The organism is Vibrio agarilyticus (assembly GCF_012641465.1).
In the GTDB taxonomy this organism is placed as follows: Bacteria; Pseudomonadota; Gammaproteobacteria; order Enterobacterales; family Vibrionaceae; genus Vibrio; species Vibrio agarilyticus.
The window spans coordinates 83,100-102,464 of record NZ_JABAIK010000016.1 but is presented as its reverse complement, the minus strand read 5'-3'; the positions used below and the strand labels follow the sequence as shown (position 1 = coordinate 102,464).

Below are 19,365 nucleotides of genomic sequence, written 5' to 3'. Positions count from 1 at the left end.
GCCAAGCGGTAAGGCAACGGGTTTTGATCCCGTCATTCCCTGGTTCGAATCCAGGTAGACCTGCCATTATTTTTCATTATTGCGCAAGTGATAATGACTGATATCAAGTTATCTGAATGATGACCGGTATCAACAACGCGGAAGTGGCGAAATTGGTAGACGCACCAGATTTAGGTTCTGGCGCCGCAAGGTGTGAGAGTTCGAGTCTCTCCTTCCGCACCATATCAAATAAATAAAACCAGCTCAGGCTGGTTTTTTTGTGCCTGCGCAATGGCGTTTGATTATTCTCTTGTTACCCACCTATCTGCTGATACCGTTCGCAATCCAGCATCACTTATCTCGATACGCGAAAGAAAAGCGTGCGGACTGCGCCGGCTCAGCAGCACTGCGCGTTATTTTAGGCCAACGGCATACTTTAATACTTGGGTTTTCACCAAATCCGTTTGCTCAGCAACCCTCAATACTGTGTTACGTAACCATTTAACTGGTGGCAGTGAAGAGCTAAAGCCCAAATAGAACACATCCATTCCGGCTTGCATCATTAGATTATCCGCACGGCGAGCACGCGGATAAGACGCAACATTGATGTGTTCAATATCGGTCGCCTCTGAAAACATAGCTAAAACGCTTTCAACGTCTTTGAAACCCAAGTTGACACCCTGCCCCGCTAGCGGATTAATCGTATGAGCCGCATCTCCAACTAATATCGCGCGCTGTTTGACATAATGCTGTGCATGGCGACGTGTTAACGGAAAGGCACCGCGCGACACCACTTGAACCTTACCAAGTTCAGACGGGAAATGTTCTAAAATAGCTTGGCGTAGATGTTCATCATTAAGCGCTTGAAGCTGTGCGATGTGGGCTGGGGTATCGTACCAAACCAGTGAAGCTCGATTGCCCGGCAATGGCAAAAATGCCCGTGGGCCACTTGGCGTAAACCACTGCCAAGTAATATCTTGCTGAGGCAACTCAGTTTCAACATTGATAAGTAAACAATGCTGACGGTAGTCCCATGCCGTTACACCAATGCCGGCCATGGTGCGAACGGGTGAGTTTGCGCCATCTGCCCCAATCACCCAATGTGCGGTCAACTGCTCACCACTGTCTAACGTCAACACCGGTAATGCAGTTAAATCCAAATCGGCCAAACGCTCAGGGCACAAAATGGTCACATTCGGAAAATTCGTCAACGCTTGCCACAGCCCTAACTGCACCACACGATTTTCAATGATATAGCCAAGTTGGCTCAACCCAAGAGCATCCGCATGAAAACGCGTGCGGCAATCCGCCCACTCCCAAGTTTCAAGGCGACGATAAGGACACACTCTCATCGCACTAATATGTGGCCACGCGCCCAGCTTTGCTAATAACTGCTGAGAAGCGTGCGAGATTGCGGAAACACGCAAGTCCATGGGTTGGCTCTGCTCAAACGGTGTCGGAGCTTGGCCTTCCACCATAACAATACGCCGCCCCTGAGCGGCAAGCCCCAGCGCCAATGCGGCCCCAACCATACCACCCCCAACGATGGCAACATCATATTGCATCATAATGCGTCCCGTATTTTGTGTTGTTATCACCTTTGGCACTATTTCACCATGCCTATCGACAAATGCACAGCTTTAGAATTAATTGAACAAAAATCGACCACCAAGGCCTGTGGTGCTAGCATGCCCGTTTTTAAAGCAGTACAATACGCGGCTTGTCACCTTTATGGTCACAACCTATACCCAAACTACTTGAAGATGCAGGTAGGCGACCAGCGAACAAAGCCTCTGAGCATAGATAGACTATGTGATGAGGTTTGTGAGTGCCCGTCAACACCCCTGCGACTTCAAATAGGACGGGTATATACCCAAACTATATGGCAAAGCTGATAGAGAAAACACTCTTAAGCGGAGAAAGCCTAGTGGGTATAACTATAATTTCAGTATTAACACGAGCGACGTTGAAATGAGTAAGAAACTGCTAATTAAAACCTGGGGCTGCCAGATGAACGAATACGATTCGTCTAAAATGGCCGACCTGCTTAATGCTGCAAACGGCTATGAGCTAACAGAAGATCCTGAGGAAGCAGATGTTCTTCTACTTAACACCTGTTCAATTCGTGAAAAGGCTCAAGAAAAAGTGTTTCACCAGCTAGGTCGCTGGAAAACCCTCAAAGATAAAAAAGCCGGTGTGGTTATTGGTGTGGGTGGCTGTGTTGCCACTCAAGAAGGCGACCACATTCGCGAACGCGCGCCCTACGTTGACGTGATTTTTGGTCCACAAACACTGCATCGCCTGCCAGAGATGATCAAACAATCTCAGCAAAATGAAGCGCCTGTCATGGACATCTCTTTCCCCGAGATTGAGAAATTTGACCGTTTGCCTGAGCCTCGCGCAGAAGGTGCCACTGCCTTTGTTTCCATTATGGAAGGGTGCTCAAAATACTGCACTTACTGTGTCGTGCCTTACACCCGCGGCGAAGAAGTTAGCCGTCCGATGGACGATGTACTTTATGAAATCGCCCAACTTGCTGAGCAAGGCGTACGTGAAGTGAACCTGCTAGGCCAAAATGTGAACGCTTACCGTGGCCCAATGCACGATGGCGAGATCTGCAGCTTTGCGGATTTGTTGCGTCTTGTCGCGACCATTGATGGTATCGACCGTATTCGCTTCACCACCAGCCACCCATTGGAATTTACTGATGACATCATTGCGGTGTACGAAGACACACCTGAGCTGGTGAGTTTCCTTCACTTACCAGTACAAAGCGGTAGTGATCGTATTTTGACCATGATGAAGCGTCCTCACACAGCGATTGAGTACAAGTCGATCATTCGAAAACTGCGCAAAGCTCGCCCTGATATTCAAATCAGCTCGGACTTCATTGTCGGCTTCCCTGGTGAAACTGATAAAGACTTCCAAGATACGATGAAACTTATCAAAGACGTCGATTTTGACATGAGCTTTAGCTTTATTTTTTCACCACGCCCAGGCACACCTGCAGCAGATTACCCTTGCGATCTGTCTGAAGAGGTGAAAAAAGAGCGTCTGTATGAGCTTCAGCAAACCATCAACGGACAAGCCATGCGCTATTCGCGTTTAATGCTAGGTACCGAGCAACGCGTTCTTGTTGAAGGGCCATCAAAGAAAAACCTGATGGAACTGCGTGCTCGTACTGAAAATAACCGCGTGGTTAACTTTGAAGGCTCTGCTGATTTGATCGGACAATTTGTCGATGTGAAAATTGTCGACGTATTTGCCAACTCTCTACGCGGCGAAATCGTTCGCACCGAAAAAGAGATGGATCTACGCAGCGTGATCTCCCCGACCCAGATGATGGCTAACACTCGCCGTGAAGACGCGCTGGGTGTTGCTACATTTACGCCTTAAATAAAACATAACGCCATAAAAGCCCGGTCGCAATCGGGCTTTTTTCCATTGGCAACCTTGAGAGGCCTCCCTTGAGTAATAAAATCGTCACCCTTGAAATTGATTTAGAGCCAGTTGATAACCAACGCCTCGCCAGCCTGTGCGGGCCGTTTGACGACAACATCAAACACCTTGAGCGCCGTCTCGGTGTTGAAATTAATTACCGCAGCAATTTTTTCACCATTGTGGGCAAAGCTCATACTGCGGCGGCAGCGCTCGACATTCTGAAAACCCTTTACGTCAATACCGCTCCCGTGCGTGGCACTATCGCAGATATCGAACCTGAGCAGGTCCATTTGGCGATCAAAGAGTCTGGCGTGCTTGAGCAAACCAGCGAATCCAATATTGCTCATGGTAAAGAAGTCTTCATTAAGACCAAAAAAGGGGTGATCAAGCCTCGCACTGCTAACCAAGCGCAGTATCTGGTCAACATGGTTACGCACGATATTACCTTTGGAATTGGTCCAGCAGGGACAGGCAAAACTTATCTAGCGGTTGCCGCTGCGGTCGATGCTCTAGAGCGCCAAGAAATCCGCCGCATTTTGCTCACGCGTCCTGCGGTTGAAGCAGGCGAAAAGCTGGGCTTTCTTCCTGGCGATCTGAGTCAAAAAGTGGACCCGTATTTAAGACCACTCTACGACGCTCTCTTTGAAATGCTCGGTTTTGAACGCGTGGAAAAGCTCATTGAACGTAATGTCATTGAAGTCGCGCCACTGGCTTACATGCGAGGACGCACGCTGAATGATGCCTTCATCATTTTGGATGAAAGCCAAAACACCACCGTTGAACAGATGAAAATGTTCTTAACACGCATTGGATTTAATTCACGCGCTGTGATCACGGGCGATGTCACACAAATCGATTTGCCACGCGGCGCACGCTCCGGTCTGCGCCATGCCGTTGAAGTGCTTAGTGACGTTGAAGAGATCAGTTTTAATTTCTTCCAGGCCGATGATGTCGTGCGCCACCCCGTGGTTGCGCGCATTGTTAATGCCTATGAAAAATGGGAAGCGCAAGATCAAAAAGAGCGCAAAGCAAATGAGCAGCGCCGCCGAGAAGAGCGCGATGCCAAATTGCTTGATGCGGCCAAAGCCGAACTTGCTGCAGCTCGCAATGACGACGCAGTTCCAGCCAATGACGCCCCTTCTGAGGAGCACTAAATGAGCGTGGTACTCGATTTACAGATAGCCACTGAGAACGAACATGGCCTTCCCAGTGACACCGAGCTACAGCATTGGCTCGACACCACAATTTTGCCATTTCAGCCCGAAGCAGAAGTGACGATTCGCATTGTTGATGAAACAGAAAGTCACCAATTGAATCGAGATTATCGTGGTAAAGATAAGCCAACCAATGTATTGTCTTTTCCATTCGAAGCGCCTCCTGGGCTTGAGCTTGATTTACTTGGTGACTTAATCATCTGTCGCCAAGTTGTTGAGCAAGAAGCACAAGATCAGCATAAACCACTCAACGCTCATTGGGCGCACATGGTTGTACATGGCAGTTTGCATCTGCTAGGTTATGATCACATTGAGGACAGCGATGCTGACGAAATGGAAGCGTTAGAAACCGAAATCATGCAGTCTATGGGGTTTGAAGACCCTTACAGCGCAGAAAAATAAACCAAACTCGCTTTCTCGCGCACCGGAACATCGTTTTGGTAATGAGCGTGAGAAGGCACTGAATGCGGCCTTGTTGATATATCCAAGTGCCCGCCGAATCATCCATCAAGGCAGATTCAACGCTGCTAAGTGGGTTGAGACGGCACGTGTGCTATCACACATTTGATAGCGTTATTTATTAGAGAAACAATGAGCGACGATAATTCTCAAAATTCTGAAGGTCCGAGTCGAAAGTCCTTCTTTGAACGCCTAGGTCAACTATTTCAAGGAGAGCCGAAAGATCGCCAAGAGCTGGTTGATGTCATTCGTGATTCTGAAGTGAATGATCTGATTGACCATGACACCCGCGACATGCTTGAGGGGGTGATGGAAATTGCTGAAATGCGTGTGCGCGACATCATGATCCCGCGTTCGCAAATGGTCACAGTTGAGCGCACTGACGATCTCGACACTCTAGTGGCCCTTATCACCGACGCGCAACACTCGCGCTATCCGGTGATCAGCGAAGACAAAGATCATGTTGAAGGCATTCTGCTTGCGAAGGACTTACTCAAATATTTAGGCTCTGGCTGTTCACCGTTTGACATCGAAGAGGTGATTCGTCCGGCGGTCGTAGTCCCTGAAAGCAAACGGGTTGACCGACTGCTAAAAGAGTTCCGTGAAGAGCGCTATCATATGGCCATTGTGGTCGATGAGTTTGGCGGCGTCTCTGGACTGGTCACTATCGAAGACATTCTCGAAGAGATTGTCGGCGATATTGAAGATGAGTTTGATGAAGATGAAGATGCGGATATCCGTAAGCTCAGCAAACATACCTACTCAGTAAAAGCACTGACAACCATTGAAGACTTCAACGACACCTTCAATACGCAATTTAGCGATGAAGAAGTCGACACCATTGGCGGCATGGTCATGACCGCATTGGGCCACCTTCCAAGTCGTGGTGAAGTTATCGATATTTCTGGCTACAATTTCAAAATTACGGCTGCCGATAACCGCCGAATCATTCAGCTTCAGGTCACCATTCCTGATGAAGAAACGGCCGCGGAATCCAGCGAAGACTAAAGCCAACTCCCGTCTGGGATACTAAAATTAGATGAAACTATCCATTGTTCATCGCCTCAAGCGGCCCGTTGCGGCCGCTTTTGTTGGCGCACTCACCACCTTGGCCTTTGCGCCATTTCAAATTTGGCCAATCGCCATTTTAAGCCCCATGATGTTACTCCTGCTGATCCACCAGCAGCGACCAAAGCACGCATTAATGATTGGGTACTTTTGGGGATTGGGTCAATTTGCCACTGGTATCAGTTGGGTTTATGTCAGCATCGCCAATTTTGGTGGTATGCCCATCATTGCAAACCTGTTCCTTATGGGCGGGTTAATCGCCTACCTTGCCATTTACCCCGCGCTTTTTGCTGGCGTGTATCAGCGCTATTTTGCTCAGGTCCGCGCGATAAATTTGCTGCTTGCTGCCCCGGCTCTGTGGCTGGTTTGTGATTGGCTTCGTGGCTGGGTGATGACCGGATTCCCTTGGTTATGGCTTGGCTATAGCCAAATTGACGCCCCACTGTCGGTTTTCGCGCCGATTGGTGGCGTTGAACTGATCACCTTACTCATGGTGAGTATCGCCGGCGCTTTATCTTATGCCGTGCTAAGCAGACGCTATATGTCACTAGCGTTGATTGCACTGATTGCGGCCGCCATTTGGGCACTCAAGCCAATACAGTGGGTTACGCCGATGCGCGATAACACCACCTCAATTGCGTTGATCCAAGGCAATATTGCCCAAGAATTGAAATGGGCGCCTCACCAACGCTGGCCGACTATCATGAAATACACCGACCTCAGTCGCGAAAACTGGGACGCTGATATTATCATTTGGCCAGAAGCGGCAATCCCCGCCTTTGAAATTGAGATCCCATCGTTTTTGAGCAATCTCAACAGCGCCGCCAAAATGAACAACAGCGCCGTGGTGACAGGCGTGGTCAATCAAGCAAGCAATGGTCAGTTCTATAACAGCATTCTGGCGTTAGGCGTAACGCCTCAAGACGAATATCGTTTTGATTTGAGTGAACGTTACAATAAGCACCATCTATTGCCCTTTGGTGAATTCGTGCCCTTTGGCGAGTTACTGCGCCCGATTGCGCCATTTTTCAATTTGCCGATGTCGTCATTCAGTCGTGGTGATTTTGTCCAACCCAATATCATTGCCAATGAGCGTCATCTTGCGCCCGCACTGTGCTACGAAATCATCTTTAACGAACAAGTGCGAGCGAATGTCACTGACGAGACCGATTTCTTACTCACATTATCTAATGATGCGTGGTTTGGTGCCTCGATTGGGCCAATTCAACATATGGAAATTGCTCGAATGCGGGCGCTCGAACTGGGTAAGCCTTTGATACGTTCCACCAATAACGGGATCACTGCGGTGACGGACCATACAGGTACCGTCGTTGCGACCATTCCGCAATTTGAGACCGCTGTGTTACGCGCAGAACTCACTCCGACACGCGGGCAAACCCCATACCAGCGCTGGGGCACACTGCCGATTTACCTTTGGGTCATTGCAGCGCTCGCGATGGCTATCTTCGCCAAACGCCAGCGCCAAGCCCCTTGCGAAGCGACTGAATAACATCGCAACATCATCACGTGGTAACCTATTGCTCTGGCGCAAAATTGCGCCAGAGCTCAAAACCAGCTTACGGCTCTAGCGATTGACGAACGAAGTGGTGATGACCGCACTGAATACAAGGAATGATGACGGTTGGGTGAATGTAAGTCATTTTATGGCCGCACGTTTCGCACACTAATGTACCAAGACCAATCACCTCGCCGGCCTCATACACCCCTTGATGTTGCAAATCATCAAACAGCTCAACCCATTCGACTTTAGTACGGTCGGTAATTTCCAGTAGCCCTTGCCAAATTGAATCCGCAATCGTTAGATAAAACGGACCACTTTTACTCTCTTGATATTCATCAGCAAACGCTTTTAAATCCGCGCGCACATAAGCTGAAATGAGCGCTAACTCATCTTTGGTCATATCGTTGGCCGCAGAAACCACTTTTTCTGAGGATTCAATAACACGCTGCACTTCATCGGGACTGTGTTTGAGTGTTTCAATCACATCTTGCAGCATTTCTTCGTAACCTGACTTGCGTTTCGCCATAGCAAACCTCCTGCGGATCAGATTGGCTATTGTTGTGCTCACTGGCTTTAGGTATTCTATGCTGATCAAAACCTGTCTGTTCTAACTGAACTCACAAATTCCAAGATAAACGGATATCATCGATGCAAGAACAATACAATCCTCAAGATATTGAACAGAAAGTTCAGCAGCACTGGGATGAGAACAAAACCTTTGTTGTAAGTGAAGACCCAAACAAAGAGAAATTCTACTGTCTTTCTATGTTCCCCTACCCAAGTGGCCGACTGCACATGGGTCACGTGCGCAACTATACCATCGGTGATGTCGTGTCTCGCTTTCAGCGCCTTCAAGGCAAAAACGTCCTTCAACCGATTGGTTGGGACGCGTTTGGCTTGCCTGCTGAGAACGCCGCTGTCAAAAATAAAATCGCGCCAGCACCATGGACGTATGAAAACATCGAGTACATGAAAAACCAGCTTAAACTGCTTGGTTTTGGCTATGACTGGAGCCGTGAAATTGCGACTTGTACGCCAGAATACTATCGCTGGGAGCAAGAGTTTTTCACCAAACTGTATGAAAAAGGCTTGGTTTACAAGAAGACCGCTTCAGTAAACTGGTGCCCAAATGACCAGACGGTTCTTGCCAATGAACAAGTTGAAGATGGTCGTTGCTGGCGCTGTGACACCATTGTCGAGCAAAAAGAGATTCCACAGTGGTTTATTAAGATCACCGCTTACGCTCAAGAACTACTCGACGATTTAGAGACCCTTGATGGCTGGCCAGAAATGGTTAAAACCATGCAGCGCAACTGGATTGGTCGCTCTGAAGGGGTTGAACTTAAGTTTGCTGTCGCAGGCCAAGCTGATTTGGAAGTGTACACCACTCGCCCAGACACGCTCATGGGGGTGACTTACGTGGGAATCGCTGCTGGTCACCCACTGGCCACCATTGCCGCGCAATCCAATCCTGAGCTTGCTGCTTTCATTGAAGAGTGTAAACACACCAAAGTGGCTGAAGCAGAATTGGCGACCATGGAGAAAAAAGGCATGGCCACTGGCCTTACTGCCATTCATCCACTAAACGGCCGTGAAGTCCCGATTTACGTCGCAAACTTTGTTTTGATGGATTACGGTACTGGTGCCGTGATGGCTGTGCCTGCGCATGACCAACGCGACTACGAATTTGCCACCAAGTATGGCCTTGATATTGTGCCTGTGATTCAGCCAGCAGACGGCAGCGCGCTGGACATTTCAGACATGGCTTACACCGAAAAAGGCGTGCTTTTCAACTCAGGTGAATTTGATGGCCTAGAGTTCAAAGCCGCGTTTGACGCGATTGCAGACAAATTGCATCAAGAGTGCAAAGGGCATAAAACCGTCAACTTCCGTCTTCGTGACTGGGGTGTTTCTCGCCAGCGTTACTGGGGTGCACCGATTCCAATGGTCACGACTGAAGATGGTCAAGTTCATCCAGTGCCTGCGGATCAGTTACCTGTGCTGCTGCCTGAAGATGTGGTAATGGACGGCGTTACTAGCCCGATTAAAGCCGATAAAGAGTGGGCTAAAACCACTTACTACGGCGCGCCAGCACTGCGTGAAACCGATACATTTGACACCTTTATGGAGTCATCTTGGTATTACGCGCGCTACTGCTCGCCAAAAGCCAATGACATTCTAGATGCAGACCAAGCCAATTACTGGCTTCCTGTTGATCAGTACATTGGTGGTATTGAGCATGCGGTAATGCACCTACTCTACTCACGCTTCTTCCACAAACTATTGCGTGATGCGGGCTACGTCACATCAGACGAACCGTTCAAAAAATTACTATGCCAAGGCATGGTATTGGCTGATGCGTTTTTCCACACTAACGAAAAAGGCACGAAAGAGTGGATCGCACCAACAGAAGTCAAAGTCGAACGTGACGGCAAAGGCCGAATCACCTCGGCAGTGGACGCGCAAGGTCGCAGCGTTGAACACTCTGGCATGATCAAAATGTCAAAGTCGAAAAACAACGGCATTGACCCACAAGAGATGGTTGATAAATACGGCGCAGACACGGTACGCCTGTTTATGATGTTCGCATCACCAGCCGATATGACACTAGAGTGGCAAGAGTCTGGTGTTGAAGGGGCAAACCGCTTCCTACGCCGCATTTGGAAATTGGTTAAAGAGCACACCGACCTAGGTGCGGTTGACGCTATCGACACCAACGCACTGACCGGCGACCAAAAAGCGCTACGTCGTGATGTTCACAAAACCATCGCGAAAGTGAGCGATGATATTGCGCGTCGTCAAACGTTCAATACCGCCATTGCGGCAATCATGGAGCTGATGAATAAGCTCACGAAAGCGCCACAAGAGTCAGCGCAAGATCGCGCGATTTTGGACGAAGCGTTAAAGGCTGTTGTCGTGATGCTTTACCCAATCACACCGCACATCTGCTTTGAAATGTGGCAAGCACTAGGACAAGGCGATGCGTCGATTGAAAGCATTGATACCACCGCATGGCCAACGTTTGATGCCAGCGCACTGGTTGAAGATGAAAAGCTCATCGTCGTTCAAGTGAACGGGAAAGTACGAGCGAAAATTACCGTTTCAGCCTCAGCCACAAAGGACGAAGTAGAAGCGATTGGCCTAGCGGATGACAACGTGGTCAAATTCACTGAAGCGCTCACCGTACGCAAAGTCATTTACGTCCCGGGTAAATTGCTCAATATCGTTGTGAGCTAAGTGACGCAACACGAAAAGGCATAGGCTCAATACACTTGAGCTGTACCCAAACAACACGAAGTTGCAGGTAGGCGGCAAACGAACAGAGCCTCTGCGCATAGATAAGCTATGTGATGAGGCCTGTAAGAGCCGGCTAACAAGCCTGCAACTTCAAGTAGGATGGGTATATGCCTTTTTACTCCTATTTTAACTCTTACAAGTGCCATACCGCACAAAAGCACCGCTGATTATTTGGCATAATCTATCGTTTGATTTATCTCAGCCCACTGCCTAGCACCAAATCAAGTGCCCACTGAACCAAAAGCGGTTCACTGAGTCAAACCCAGTGGTTTTAGATAAATCTTTTATGTAAGGAAGACCCTTCCAATGCGTTTGCAACGTATGCTCAAACTCTCTGTTATCGCACTGCTCGCCAGTCATCTAACGGCCTGTGGTTTTCATTTACGTGATAATTACACCGTACCCAATGAACTCGATACTCTATCTCTGACCAGCAGCGACGAATATGGCCCACTGAGCCGCAATGTTAAAGAGCAATTGCAGCTCAATAAAGTGCGTCTGGTGCTGCCAGCAGAAAATATTCCTAGCCTGCATCTCATGTCAGAATCGATTGATGAGCGCACACTTTCGCTTTATCAAAATGGCCGAGTGGCCGAAAAAGAACTGACTTACGTGGTTCACTATCGCGTGACGTTGCCCAACGTGGGAAGCGACACCTTTTCCACCTCAGTGAGTCGCAGCTATCTGGATAACCCACTTACCGCACTCGCAAAATCGGTCGAGCGCGACGTCATTGAGGAAGAGATGCGCAGCCAAGCTGCCGCTCAAATGATGCGTCAGCTCGCTCAAGTGAAACATCAGCAATTTAGTGCTGACAATCAAGAGTAATCGGTAATGCGCGTTTTTGCCGAGCGGCTGCACGAACAGCTAGCAAAAGGGCTGCGGCCACTCTATTTAGTGTTTGGTAATGAGCTGTTATTACTGCAAGAAAGTCGCGACGCTATCGCGAGTGCCGCAAAACAGCAAGGCTTTGATGAGCGGCATCGTTTCACCGTCGACACACAATTTGATTGGCAAGCGGTTTGGGACTGCACTCAAGCTTTAAGCCTATTCTCAACCCGCCAATTGATTGAGATAGAGCTACCGGATGCGACGTTCAATGCCAATATCACTCAAGCCTTAACTGAATTGCCATCACGCCTAAATCCTGACGTGTTGGTGGTGCTTATCGGCCAGAAATTAACCAAAGCACAAGAAAATACCAAATGGTTTAAAGCGCTCAATCAAGACGGACTATGGGTCAGTTGCCTCACTCCCGATCTCGCGCGTCTGCCTCAATTTGTTCAGCAGCGCTGTACCCAGTTGGGACTCAAACCGGATCGCGAAACATTGCAAATGCTGGCACAGTGGCATGAAGGCAATCTATTGGCACTCAGTCAGAGCCTTGAAAAGCTAGCGCTCCTCTACCCAGACGGTGAACTGACGCTCTTGCGAGTCGAAAACGCGTTGAGTCGTCATAATCATTTTACCGCGTTTCATTGGATTGACGCTCTGTTGGCCGGAAAAGCCTCACGCGCCGAACGCATTTTACGTCAATTGAATGCAGAAGGCGTTGAAGCGGTCATTTTACTTCGTACAATCCAAAAAGAACTCAAGCAGCTCATGGCAATGCAGCGAGAGAGTCAACAAATGCCATTGCCACAAGTGTATGAGAAATATCGTGTGTGGCAAAACAAGCGCCCGCTCTATCACGCGGCGTTAACAAGGCTGCCCCTCAAAAAATTGCAACGGCTGACTCGCTTACTGGCTCAGGCTGAAGTCGTCGCCAAAACCGATTACGAACAATCGGTCTGGCCGCTAGTCCATCAACTGAGCATTGAAATGTGCATCCCTGACATTGCGCTAGGATAACCTGGGCAAAACCGTGCTATAGTGCGCGCCTTCTTTCGACAACAGCAAAACCATTAAGGAGCCCTTGTGCTTGGTGAAACATTAAAAGACTTTTTAGCCGATAAAGCCGACGATATGAAAGCAGAAGAGATCATCGTTCTTGATGTCAGTGACAAATCCAGCGTCACCGATTACATGATTGTCTGTACTGGTAACTCAAAACGCCATGTCGCGTCTATTGCAGAACACGTGGCGAATGAAGCTAAAAAACAAGGTGTTGAACCGCTTGGTATGGAAGGTGAAAAAGAGGGTGAGTGGGTCGTGTTAGACCTTGGTGATGCTATGGTTCACGTCATGCAAGAAGAGCCACGCGCAATGTACCAGCTGGAAAAACTGTGGGGCTAAACGTTGAAAATTCAGCTTATCGCCGTTGGCACGAAAATGCCCAAATGGGTTGAAGAAGGCTTTCAAGAGTATCGTCGCCGCTTTCCCCATGACATGCCGCTAGAATTGGTGGAAATTACCGCAGGAAAACGCGGCAAAAACGCCGATATCGCCCGTATTTTACAAAAAGAAGGCGAAGCCATGCTGGCCGCCGTTCCCAAAGGCGCGCGTATTGTGACACTCGATATTCCGGGAAAACGCTGGGATACGCCCCAATTAGCCGAACAGCTTGAAGCTTGGAAGCACGATGGCCGTGACGTCTCTATTTTGATTGGCGGACCAGAAGGCTTAGCGCCTGCTTGCAAGGCCGCCGCCGAACAAAGCTGGTCGCTTTCGCCACTCACACTGCCCCACCCATTGGTGCGCATTGTGATGGCAGAAAGCCTGTATCGCGCTTGGAGCATCACTACTAACCACCCTTACCATCGAGAATAAGCGTTAATGATCCGCAAACGCCGCAGTCAAATTCGTGATTATCAAGCCGAGGCACGCCTCTTTGCCAGCCGTGCTGTCATCGCCTTTTTCGGCATCGTGGTGCTGATGGGTGCGCTCGTCGCCAATATGTATCACATTCAGGTCAATCAATATCAGGATTACCAGACTCGCTCTAATGATAACCGAATCAAAATTGTGCCCATCGCGCCCAATCGCGGTTTGATTTACGATCGTAACGGCGTACTGCTTGCGGAAAATCGCCCGATCTTCAACCTGGAAATTGTGCCAGAAAAAATCAAAGACATGTCGGCAACCATTGCCGAACTGCGCACCATTTTACCTATCTCAGATGACGAAATCGCTCGATTTGAAAAAGAGCGTAAACGCACACGCCGTTTCAAATCTGTTCCGCTACTGACCCAAATCAATGAAGCGCAAGTGGCGGTTTTTTCAGTTAATCAGCATCGATTCCCCGGGGTTGAAATTGCGGCAAACCTTAAGCGCTACTACCCCTATGGCGATGTGTTAACCCATGTAATTGGTTACGTGTCACGGATTAACGACCGCGATATGCGCCGCTTAATCAAAGAAGAGAAAGATTCAAATTATCAAGCCACGCGGGACATTGGTAAGCTTGGCATTGAAAAATATTACGAAGATTTACTCCACGGAACCGCGGGCTACCAAGAAGTGGAAGTCAACAGCCAAGGGCGAGTGATCCGTACTCTAAAATACGAGCCACCGATCGCAGGCAAAGACATTGTGCTCAATCTTGATATTGAGCTGCAGCTCTATGTTCATCAGCTGCTCGATGGTCGACGTGGTAGCGCTGTCGTGCTTGATCCGCTGGATAACGGTGTTCTCGCAATGGTATCGAGCCCAAGTTACGATCCGAATGCGTTTGTACGGGGTATCTCCTCAAAAGCGTACAGTGCACTGCTCAATGATAAAAATCGTCCATTGGTCAACCGTTCCACACTCGGGGTATACCCTCCCGCTTCAACGGTTAAACCATTTATCGCCGTGGCCGCCTTAAAAGAAGGCGTGATCACGCCCAAAACAACTCGAAACGATCCCGGCTGGTGGAAAATTCCCAATTCAGACACACGACCGTTTCGCGACTGGTTGCGTTGGGGCCATGGACGGGTTGATATTGTTAAGTCGATTGAAGAGTCAGTCGATACCTTCTTCTATCAAATTGCTTACGACATGGGTATTGACCGCCTTTCTAATTGGATGATGATGTTTGGGTTTGGTGACTACACCGGCATTGATATTCATGAAGAAAGCAAAGCCAACATGCCAACGCGCGATTGGAAAATGGCGCGCCATCGCACCCCTTGGTATAAGGGCGACACCATTCCGGTGGGCATTGGTCAAGGTTACTGGACCGCAACGCCCATGCAGCTTGCCAAAGCCACGTCTGTGCTTGTGAATGAGGGCAACGTGCGCGCGCCACACCTGCTGCGCGCAACGCTCAATAACAGTGATGACTTTGAAAAGCATCAACTGTCCGATTATGAAACTTACCCACCAATTGAAAACGTGCCCAATCATTATTGGCAGTTGGCCAAACAAGGCATGATGCTGGTGAATCACGGTGCCAAAGGCACTGCAAGACGTCACTTTGCTGATACCGCCTATCGTAGCGCGGGTAAATCGGGGACCGCTCAGGTTTTTGGCCTGGGTGAAGATGAAGAGTATAAAGCGGAAGAAATTGCCGAACACCTGCGCGATCACGCGTTATTTACCGGTTACGCTCCCGTTGACCAACCGCAAGCCATTGTCACTGTGGTGCTTGAAAACGCGGGAGGAGGATCATCACAAGGTGGCCCTGTCGTACGCCAAATTTTTGATAAAATCATTCTTGCTAAGCCAGAGCAAAAGGCCAGTAAATCATGAAAATGGACCCTTCCACCGGTAAAAATCGCGTACTATTTGAGCGCATGCACCTTGATTTACCTATGCTGCTCGGCTTGTTTCTTTTAATGAGCTTTGGCCTGATGATCATGTACAGCGCCAGCGGCCAAGATATGGCGATGATGGATCGCCAAATTGTTCGTATTGGGCTTGCTACAGGTGTGATGGTCGTCTTAGCGCAAATTCCGCCACGCACTTACGAAACTCTCGCTCCCTTGATGTTTGCCGGGGGCGTTCTCTTGCTACTCGGCGTGCTCTTTTTTGGTGAGTCCTCTAAAGGCGCTCAGCGCTGGCTCAACTTTGGCTTTGTTCGCTTTCAACCATCCGAGTTACTAAAGCTTGCGGTGCCGCTTATGGTGGCTCGCTATATTGGTCGTCGAGCAATCCCCCCGCAATTGGGAACCATCATTGTCGCATTATTAATGGTCTGTATTCCGACCATTTTAATCGCTAAACAACCGGATCTCGGCACCTCAATTTTGATTGCGGGTTCAGGTATTTTTGTGATTTTTTTATCTGGGATCAGTTGGAAATTGATCACCGCCGCCGCGGTGTCGCTTGGTGCTTTTCTGCCTATTTTGTGGTTCTTTTTAATGCGTGAATACCAAAAAGTTCGGGTAAGAACGCTATTTGATCCTGAGTCCGACCCGCTGGGCGCCGGCTATCATATTATTCAAAGTAAAATTGCCATTGGTTCAGGCGGCATTTCAGGCAAAGGCTGGCTGCATGGAACACAATCGCAACTCGAGTTTTTACCCGAGCGCCATACCGACTTCATTTTTGCGGTCATTGCCGAAGAGTGGGGTATGGTGGGCTTTTTGGTTCTGCTTGGGTTGTACCTCTTTATTATTGGCCGTGGCCTCTATCTTGCCAGTCAAGCGCAAACCGCATTTGGCCGTATGATGGCAGGCAGTGTTGTATTAAGTTTCTTCGTCTATATTTTTGTAAACATCGGTATGGTCAGCGGCATTTTGCCTGTGGTCGGCGTACCACTGCCTTTAATCAGTTATGGCGGCACCTCTATGGTTACGCTCATGGCCGGTTTCGGGATTTTGATGTCGATTCACACCCATCGTAAAGCATTTTCAAAGGCCACATAATGACGCGATCATTTCGCTTTTCGGCACTGGCGCTTATTAGCGTTAGTGTCTTTACGCTACAGCTCACTGGCTGCAGCAGCCCTTCTCAAGAGCGCTACGAATTAACCGATGACACTCCGCCTTCGGCTCCGATCCCGGTCGAGCACATTGAAGATGCGCAGCCACGCTACGAGCCATATAGTTTAGGTGGCAACAAAGATTACACCTTAAGAGGTGAACGATACGAAATTATCACTCAGCCCAAAGGGTTTACTCAAACGGGGATTGCCTCTTGGTATGGTGAAAAATTTCAAGGCCACCTCACCTCCAACGGTGAAATTTACGACATGTATTCAATGACGGCAGCGCATAAAACCTTGCCTCTACCGAGCTATGTTAAAGTGCGTAATTTGGATAACGATAAAACCGCTTTGGTTCGCGTCAACGACCGTGGCCCGTTTCATCCCGAGCGCATTATTGATCTCAGCTACGCCGCTGCAAAAAAATTAGGGGTATTGCAAAGCGGAACCGCCCGCGTTGCGATTGAAGTGATTACGGTCGAAAAGCCCACCAGCGCAGAAGCGCTTAAACGCTTGCCTCAATACGTCATTCAGACCGCCTCATCACCACATAAAGAGCGCTTAGCGGCTCTAGGAACCGAGCTCGCCAGCGCCTTACAGGTGACAAGTTTTGTTGAAAGTCAAAATGATCAACACCGGTTAATGCTCGGGCCATTTGATGACCAAAGCCTAACAAAGGAAGTCTTACTGCGGCTCTCGGGATTGGGGTATACTGGGGCGTTTATCAAAAGTCATTCAAACGCGCGTTGACATTCACCAAGTGACTCACTACTGTTGACGCTCTAATTTTCCGCCAGTTCGCTCAACGCGAGCTACGCAACGATTCAATGAAGTATTATGAACAAATTCGCTAAGTCGCTCCTGTTGCCAACTCTGGCACTCTCAGCCACCGTATCATCGCTCAGCTACGCAGCGCCAACCGTCTTACCAGACGCTCCGACCATTGCGGCCAAAGGTTATGTCCTAATGGATTTCCATTCAGGCACTGTTTTGGCTGAAAAAGCCATGGACGAGCGTTTATCGCCAGCAAGCTTAACCAAAATGATGACCAGTTACGTGGTTGGTCAAGAGTTAGAACGCGGCAATATTGCCCTGACTGATGACGTGGTCATTAGTAAAAATGCTTGGGCTAAAAACTTTCCTGACTCGTCGAAAATGTTTATTGAAGTCGGCACATCGGTCAAAGTGGCAGATTTGAACCGCGGGATCATCGTGCAGTCGGGTAACGATGCCTGCGTTGCTATGGCAGAACACATCGCTGGCTCTGAAGACGCTTTTGTCGATTTGATGAATGCCTGGGCTGAAACGTTGGGTATGAACAACAGTCATTTTGCCAATGCTCATGGCCTTGACCACGACGATCTTTATTCGACTCCTTACGACATGGCGCTACTGGCGCAAGCGTTGATTCGCGACGTGCCTGAAGAGTACCGCATCTATTCTGAAAAAAAATACACCTACAATGGCATTACGCAATACAACCGTAACGGCCTATTGTGGGATAAAAGCATGAACGTTGACGGGATCAAAACCGGTCACACCAGCAATGCTGGATACAGCCTCGTCAGCTCTGCCACTGAAGGCAAAATGCGTTTGATTGCTGTCGTTATGGGCGCAAAAGACGCTAACGCACGTAAAGCGGAAAGCAAAAAACTGCTGGGCTACGGTTTCCGTTTCTTTGAAACAGTCGCGCCGCATAAAGCAGGTGAAACTTTCATCGATGAAAAAATTTGGATGGGCAGCCAAGATACGGTAGCGCTTGGGGTAGATAGCGACACTTATGTCACCCTGCCTCGCGGTCAAGCCAAAGATCTGCAAGCCAATTTCGTATTGGAAAAAGAGCTAAAAGCTCCAATACAAAAAGGCGATGTTGTCGGCACGCTTTACTATCAAGTCGATGGTCAAGATATCGCACAATACCCTTTGATGGCGCTAGAAACCGTAAATGAAGGCAGTCTATTTAGTCGCCTTTGGGATTATTTAGTCCTGTTGGTTAAAAGCTTTTTCTAACTACGCCGTATAAACTTGTTATGAACAGAGTGGCGAATAAGCCACTCTGACAACGAGCGTAAGTACTCACTTGCAACGCACACGTTAGGTCAGCTTGAGTCATTCTAGCTGCACGCTTTTTCTGATGGTAAAAACGCTGTTTTTTTGCCCTTGTGTTCATTGACGTTTGTCAGTACTATGCGGCGGCATTATCGATTTACAACTGGAGTTACGCATGCTCAACATCAATTCAGATGCCAAACTGAAAGACCTTCTTGAGTTTCCTTGTTCGTTTACCTACAAGGTAATGGGCTATGCAAAGCCGGAACTGCCAGAAAAAGTATTGGAAGTCATTCAACGCCATGCGCCGGGTGACTACATTCCGAAGGTAACGCCAAGCTCAAAAGGCAGTTACCACGCAGTGTCGGTGAATATCACTGCCACCTCTATTGAGCAGGTAGAAACGCTCTATAAAGAGCTAGGTGAAATTGACATCGTTCGTATGGTGCTTTAATTCAAAGCCATTAAGAAGATTAAAAAAAGCAGCGCATTAAGGCGCTGCTTTTTTTATTAGTTCGTGAATCGCCCCGATATTGGACAAAATCATG

Annotated in this window: 17 protein-coding genes and 1 tRNA gene; 16 read left to right on the top strand and 2 right to left on the bottom strand. The window is 48.7% G+C overall.

Annotation, left to right across the window (positions count from 1 at the left end; translation table 11 throughout):
• The first annotated feature begins 137 nt into the window (after positions 1–137).
• Positions 138–222 (top strand) — tRNA-Leu (locus tag HGP28_RS14945).
• A 170-nt stretch (positions 223–392) separates the two neighbouring features.
• Here the strand turns inward: HGP28_RS14945 and HGP28_RS14940 are convergent.
• Complete coding sequence (locus HGP28_RS14940; protein ID WP_168837285.1) at positions 393–1,547, bottom strand: 2-octaprenyl-3-methyl-6-methoxy-1,4-benzoquinol hydroxylase; 1,155 nt, start codon at positions 1,545–1,547, stop codon at positions 393–395.
• A 403-nt stretch (positions 1,548–1,950) separates the two neighbouring features.
• On the opposite strand from HGP28_RS14940, the gene miaB reads away from it, so the two are divergent.
• From miaB to lnt, 5 genes are all read left to right on the top strand, one after another.
• Complete coding sequence (gene miaB, locus HGP28_RS14935; protein WP_168837279.1) at positions 1,951–3,375, top strand: tRNA (N6-isopentenyl adenosine(37)-C2)-methylthiotransferase MiaB; 1,425 nt, start codon at positions 1,951–1,953, stop codon at positions 3,373–3,375.
• 71 nt (positions 3,376–3,446) lie between these two features.
• Positions 3,447–4,574: a PhoH family protein gene (locus HGP28_RS14930; protein ID WP_168837278.1), complete on the top strand. Its 1,128-nt coding sequence runs from the start codon at positions 3,447–3,449 to the stop codon at positions 4,572–4,574.
• A complete protein-coding gene (gene ybeY, locus HGP28_RS14925) occupies positions 4,575–5,036 on the top strand; it encodes an rRNA maturation RNase YbeY (RefSeq protein ID WP_168837277.1) in 462 nt (153 codons plus the stop codon).
• A gap of 189 nt (positions 5,037–5,225) precedes the next feature.
• Positions 5,226–6,101 carry a CNNM family magnesium/cobalt transport protein CorC gene (gene corC, locus HGP28_RS14920; RefSeq protein ID WP_168837276.1) on the top strand — a complete coding sequence of 292 codons (876 nt, stop codon included), beginning with the start codon at positions 5,226–5,228 and terminating at the stop codon, positions 6,099–6,101.
• Between the two features lie 31 nt (positions 6,102–6,132).
• On the top strand, positions 6,133–7,671 hold the full coding sequence (lnt, locus tag HGP28_RS14915; RefSeq protein WP_168837275.1) for an apolipoprotein N-acyltransferase: 1,539 nt from the start codon (positions 6,133–6,135) through the stop codon (positions 7,669–7,671).
• Between the two features lie 67 nt (positions 7,672–7,738).
• On the opposite strand, the gene HGP28_RS14910 is transcribed toward lnt, so the two are convergent.
• On the bottom strand, positions 7,739–8,209 hold the full coding sequence (locus tag HGP28_RS14910; protein WP_168837274.1) for a zinc ribbon-containing protein: 471 nt from the start codon (positions 8,207–8,209) through the stop codon (positions 7,739–7,741).
• 122 nt (positions 8,210–8,331) lie between these two features.
• On the opposite strand from HGP28_RS14910, the gene leuS reads away from it, so the two are divergent.
• From leuS to ybeD, 10 genes are all read left to right on the top strand, one after another.
• Positions 8,332–10,920 (top strand): leucine--tRNA ligase, encoded by a 2,589-nt coding sequence (gene leuS / locus HGP28_RS14905; RefSeq protein WP_168837273.1) that lies wholly within the window; start codon positions 8,332–8,334, stop codon positions 10,918–10,920.
• Positions 10,921–11,286: 366 nt separating this feature from the next.
• The gene (locus HGP28_RS14900; RefSeq protein WP_168837272.1) at positions 11,287–11,808 is read left to right on the top strand and encodes an LPS-assembly lipoprotein LptE; all 522 of its coding nucleotides are present in this window, start codon (positions 11,287–11,289) and stop codon (positions 11,806–11,808) included.
• A gap of 6 nt (positions 11,809–11,814) precedes the next feature.
• Positions 11,815–12,831 carry a DNA polymerase III subunit delta gene (gene holA, locus HGP28_RS14895; RefSeq protein WP_168837271.1) on the top strand — a complete coding sequence of 339 codons (1,017 nt, stop codon included), beginning with the start codon at positions 11,815–11,817 and terminating at the stop codon, positions 12,829–12,831.
• Positions 12,832–12,897: 66 nt separating this feature from the next.
• Positions 12,898–13,215, top strand: coding sequence for a ribosome silencing factor (rsfS, locus tag HGP28_RS14890; protein ID WP_168837270.1), 318 nt, complete (start codon positions 12,898–12,900; stop codon positions 13,213–13,215).
• A 3-nt stretch (positions 13,216–13,218) separates the two neighbouring features.
• Positions 13,219–13,689: a 23S rRNA (pseudouridine(1915)-N(3))-methyltransferase RlmH gene (gene rlmH / locus HGP28_RS14885; RefSeq protein ID WP_168837269.1), complete on the top strand. Its 471-nt coding sequence runs from the start codon at positions 13,219–13,221 to the stop codon at positions 13,687–13,689.
• Between the two features lie 6 nt (positions 13,690–13,695).
• Positions 13,696–15,591 carry a penicillin-binding protein 2 gene (gene mrdA / locus HGP28_RS14880; protein WP_168837268.1) on the top strand — a complete coding sequence of 632 codons (1,896 nt, stop codon included), beginning with the start codon at positions 13,696–13,698 and terminating at the stop codon, positions 15,589–15,591.
• On the top strand, positions 15,588–16,709 hold the full coding sequence (gene rodA / locus HGP28_RS14875; RefSeq protein ID WP_168837267.1) for a rod shape-determining protein RodA: 1,122 nt from the start codon (positions 15,588–15,590) through the stop codon (positions 16,707–16,709). The genes mrdA and rodA overlap by 4 nt, the downstream gene beginning before the upstream one ends.
• Positions 16,709–17,518 carry a septal ring lytic transglycosylase RlpA family protein gene (locus HGP28_RS14870; RefSeq protein ID WP_168837266.1) on the top strand — a complete coding sequence of 270 codons (810 nt, stop codon included), beginning with the start codon at positions 16,709–16,711 and terminating at the stop codon, positions 17,516–17,518. Before rodA ends, HGP28_RS14870 begins: the two co-directional genes overlap by 1 nt.
• Before the next feature lie 87 nt (positions 17,519–17,605).
• Positions 17,606–18,778: a serine hydrolase gene (locus tag HGP28_RS14865; protein WP_168837265.1), complete on the top strand. Its 1,173-nt coding sequence runs from the start codon at positions 17,606–17,608 to the stop codon at positions 18,776–18,778.
• 214 nt (positions 18,779–18,992) lie between these two features.
• Positions 18,993–19,271, top strand: a complete 279-nt coding sequence (ybeD, locus tag HGP28_RS14860) for a DUF493 family protein YbeD (protein WP_168837264.1) — start codon at positions 18,993–18,995, stop codon at positions 19,269–19,271.
• Positions 19,272–19,365 lie beyond the last annotated feature (94 nt).

Bases quoted from the DNA above. Each gene is read 5' to 3' on its own strand.
- HGP28_RS14910 (WP_168837274.1), bottom strand. From the start codon at position 8,209: ATGGCGAAACGCAAGTCAGGTTACGAAGAAATGCTGCAAGATGTGATT.
- HGP28_RS14865 (WP_168837265.1), top strand. From the start codon at position 17,606: ATGAACAAATTCGCTAAGTCGCTCCTGTTGCCAACTCTGGCACTCTCA.
- rodA (WP_168837267.1), top strand. From the start codon at position 15,588: ATGAAAATGGACCCTTCCACCGGTAAAAATCGCGTACTATTTGAGCGC.
- lnt (WP_168837275.1), top strand. From the start codon at position 6,133: ATGAAACTATCCATTGTTCATCGCCTCAAGCGGCCCGTTGCGGCCGCT.
- holA (WP_168837271.1), top strand. From the start codon at position 11,815: ATGCGCGTTTTTGCCGAGCGGCTGCACGAACAGCTAGCAAAAGGGCTG.
- mrdA (WP_168837268.1), top strand. From the start codon at position 13,696: ATGATCCGCAAACGCCGCAGTCAAATTCGTGATTATCAAGCCGAGGCA.
- ybeD (WP_168837264.1), top strand. From the start codon at position 18,993: ATGCTCAACATCAATTCAGATGCCAAACTGAAAGACCTTCTTGAGTTT.
- miaB (WP_168837279.1), top strand. From the start codon at position 1,951: ATGAGTAAGAAACTGCTAATTAAAACCTGGGGCTGCCAGATGAACGAA.
- HGP28_RS14900 (WP_168837272.1), top strand. From the start codon at position 11,287: ATGCGTTTGCAACGTATGCTCAAACTCTCTGTTATCGCACTGCTCGCC.
- ybeY (WP_168837277.1), top strand. From the start codon at position 4,575: ATGAGCGTGGTACTCGATTTACAGATAGCCACTGAGAACGAACATGGC.
- HGP28_RS14870 (WP_168837266.1), top strand. From the start codon at position 16,709: ATGACGCGATCATTTCGCTTTTCGGCACTGGCGCTTATTAGCGTTAGT.
- HGP28_RS14940 (WP_168837285.1), bottom strand. From the start codon at position 1,547: ATGATGCAATATGATGTTGCCATCGTTGGGGGTGGTATGGTTGGGGCC.
- leuS (WP_168837273.1), top strand. From the start codon at position 8,332: ATGCAAGAACAATACAATCCTCAAGATATTGAACAGAAAGTTCAGCAG.
- corC (WP_168837276.1), top strand. From the start codon at position 5,226: ATGAGCGACGATAATTCTCAAAATTCTGAAGGTCCGAGTCGAAAGTCC.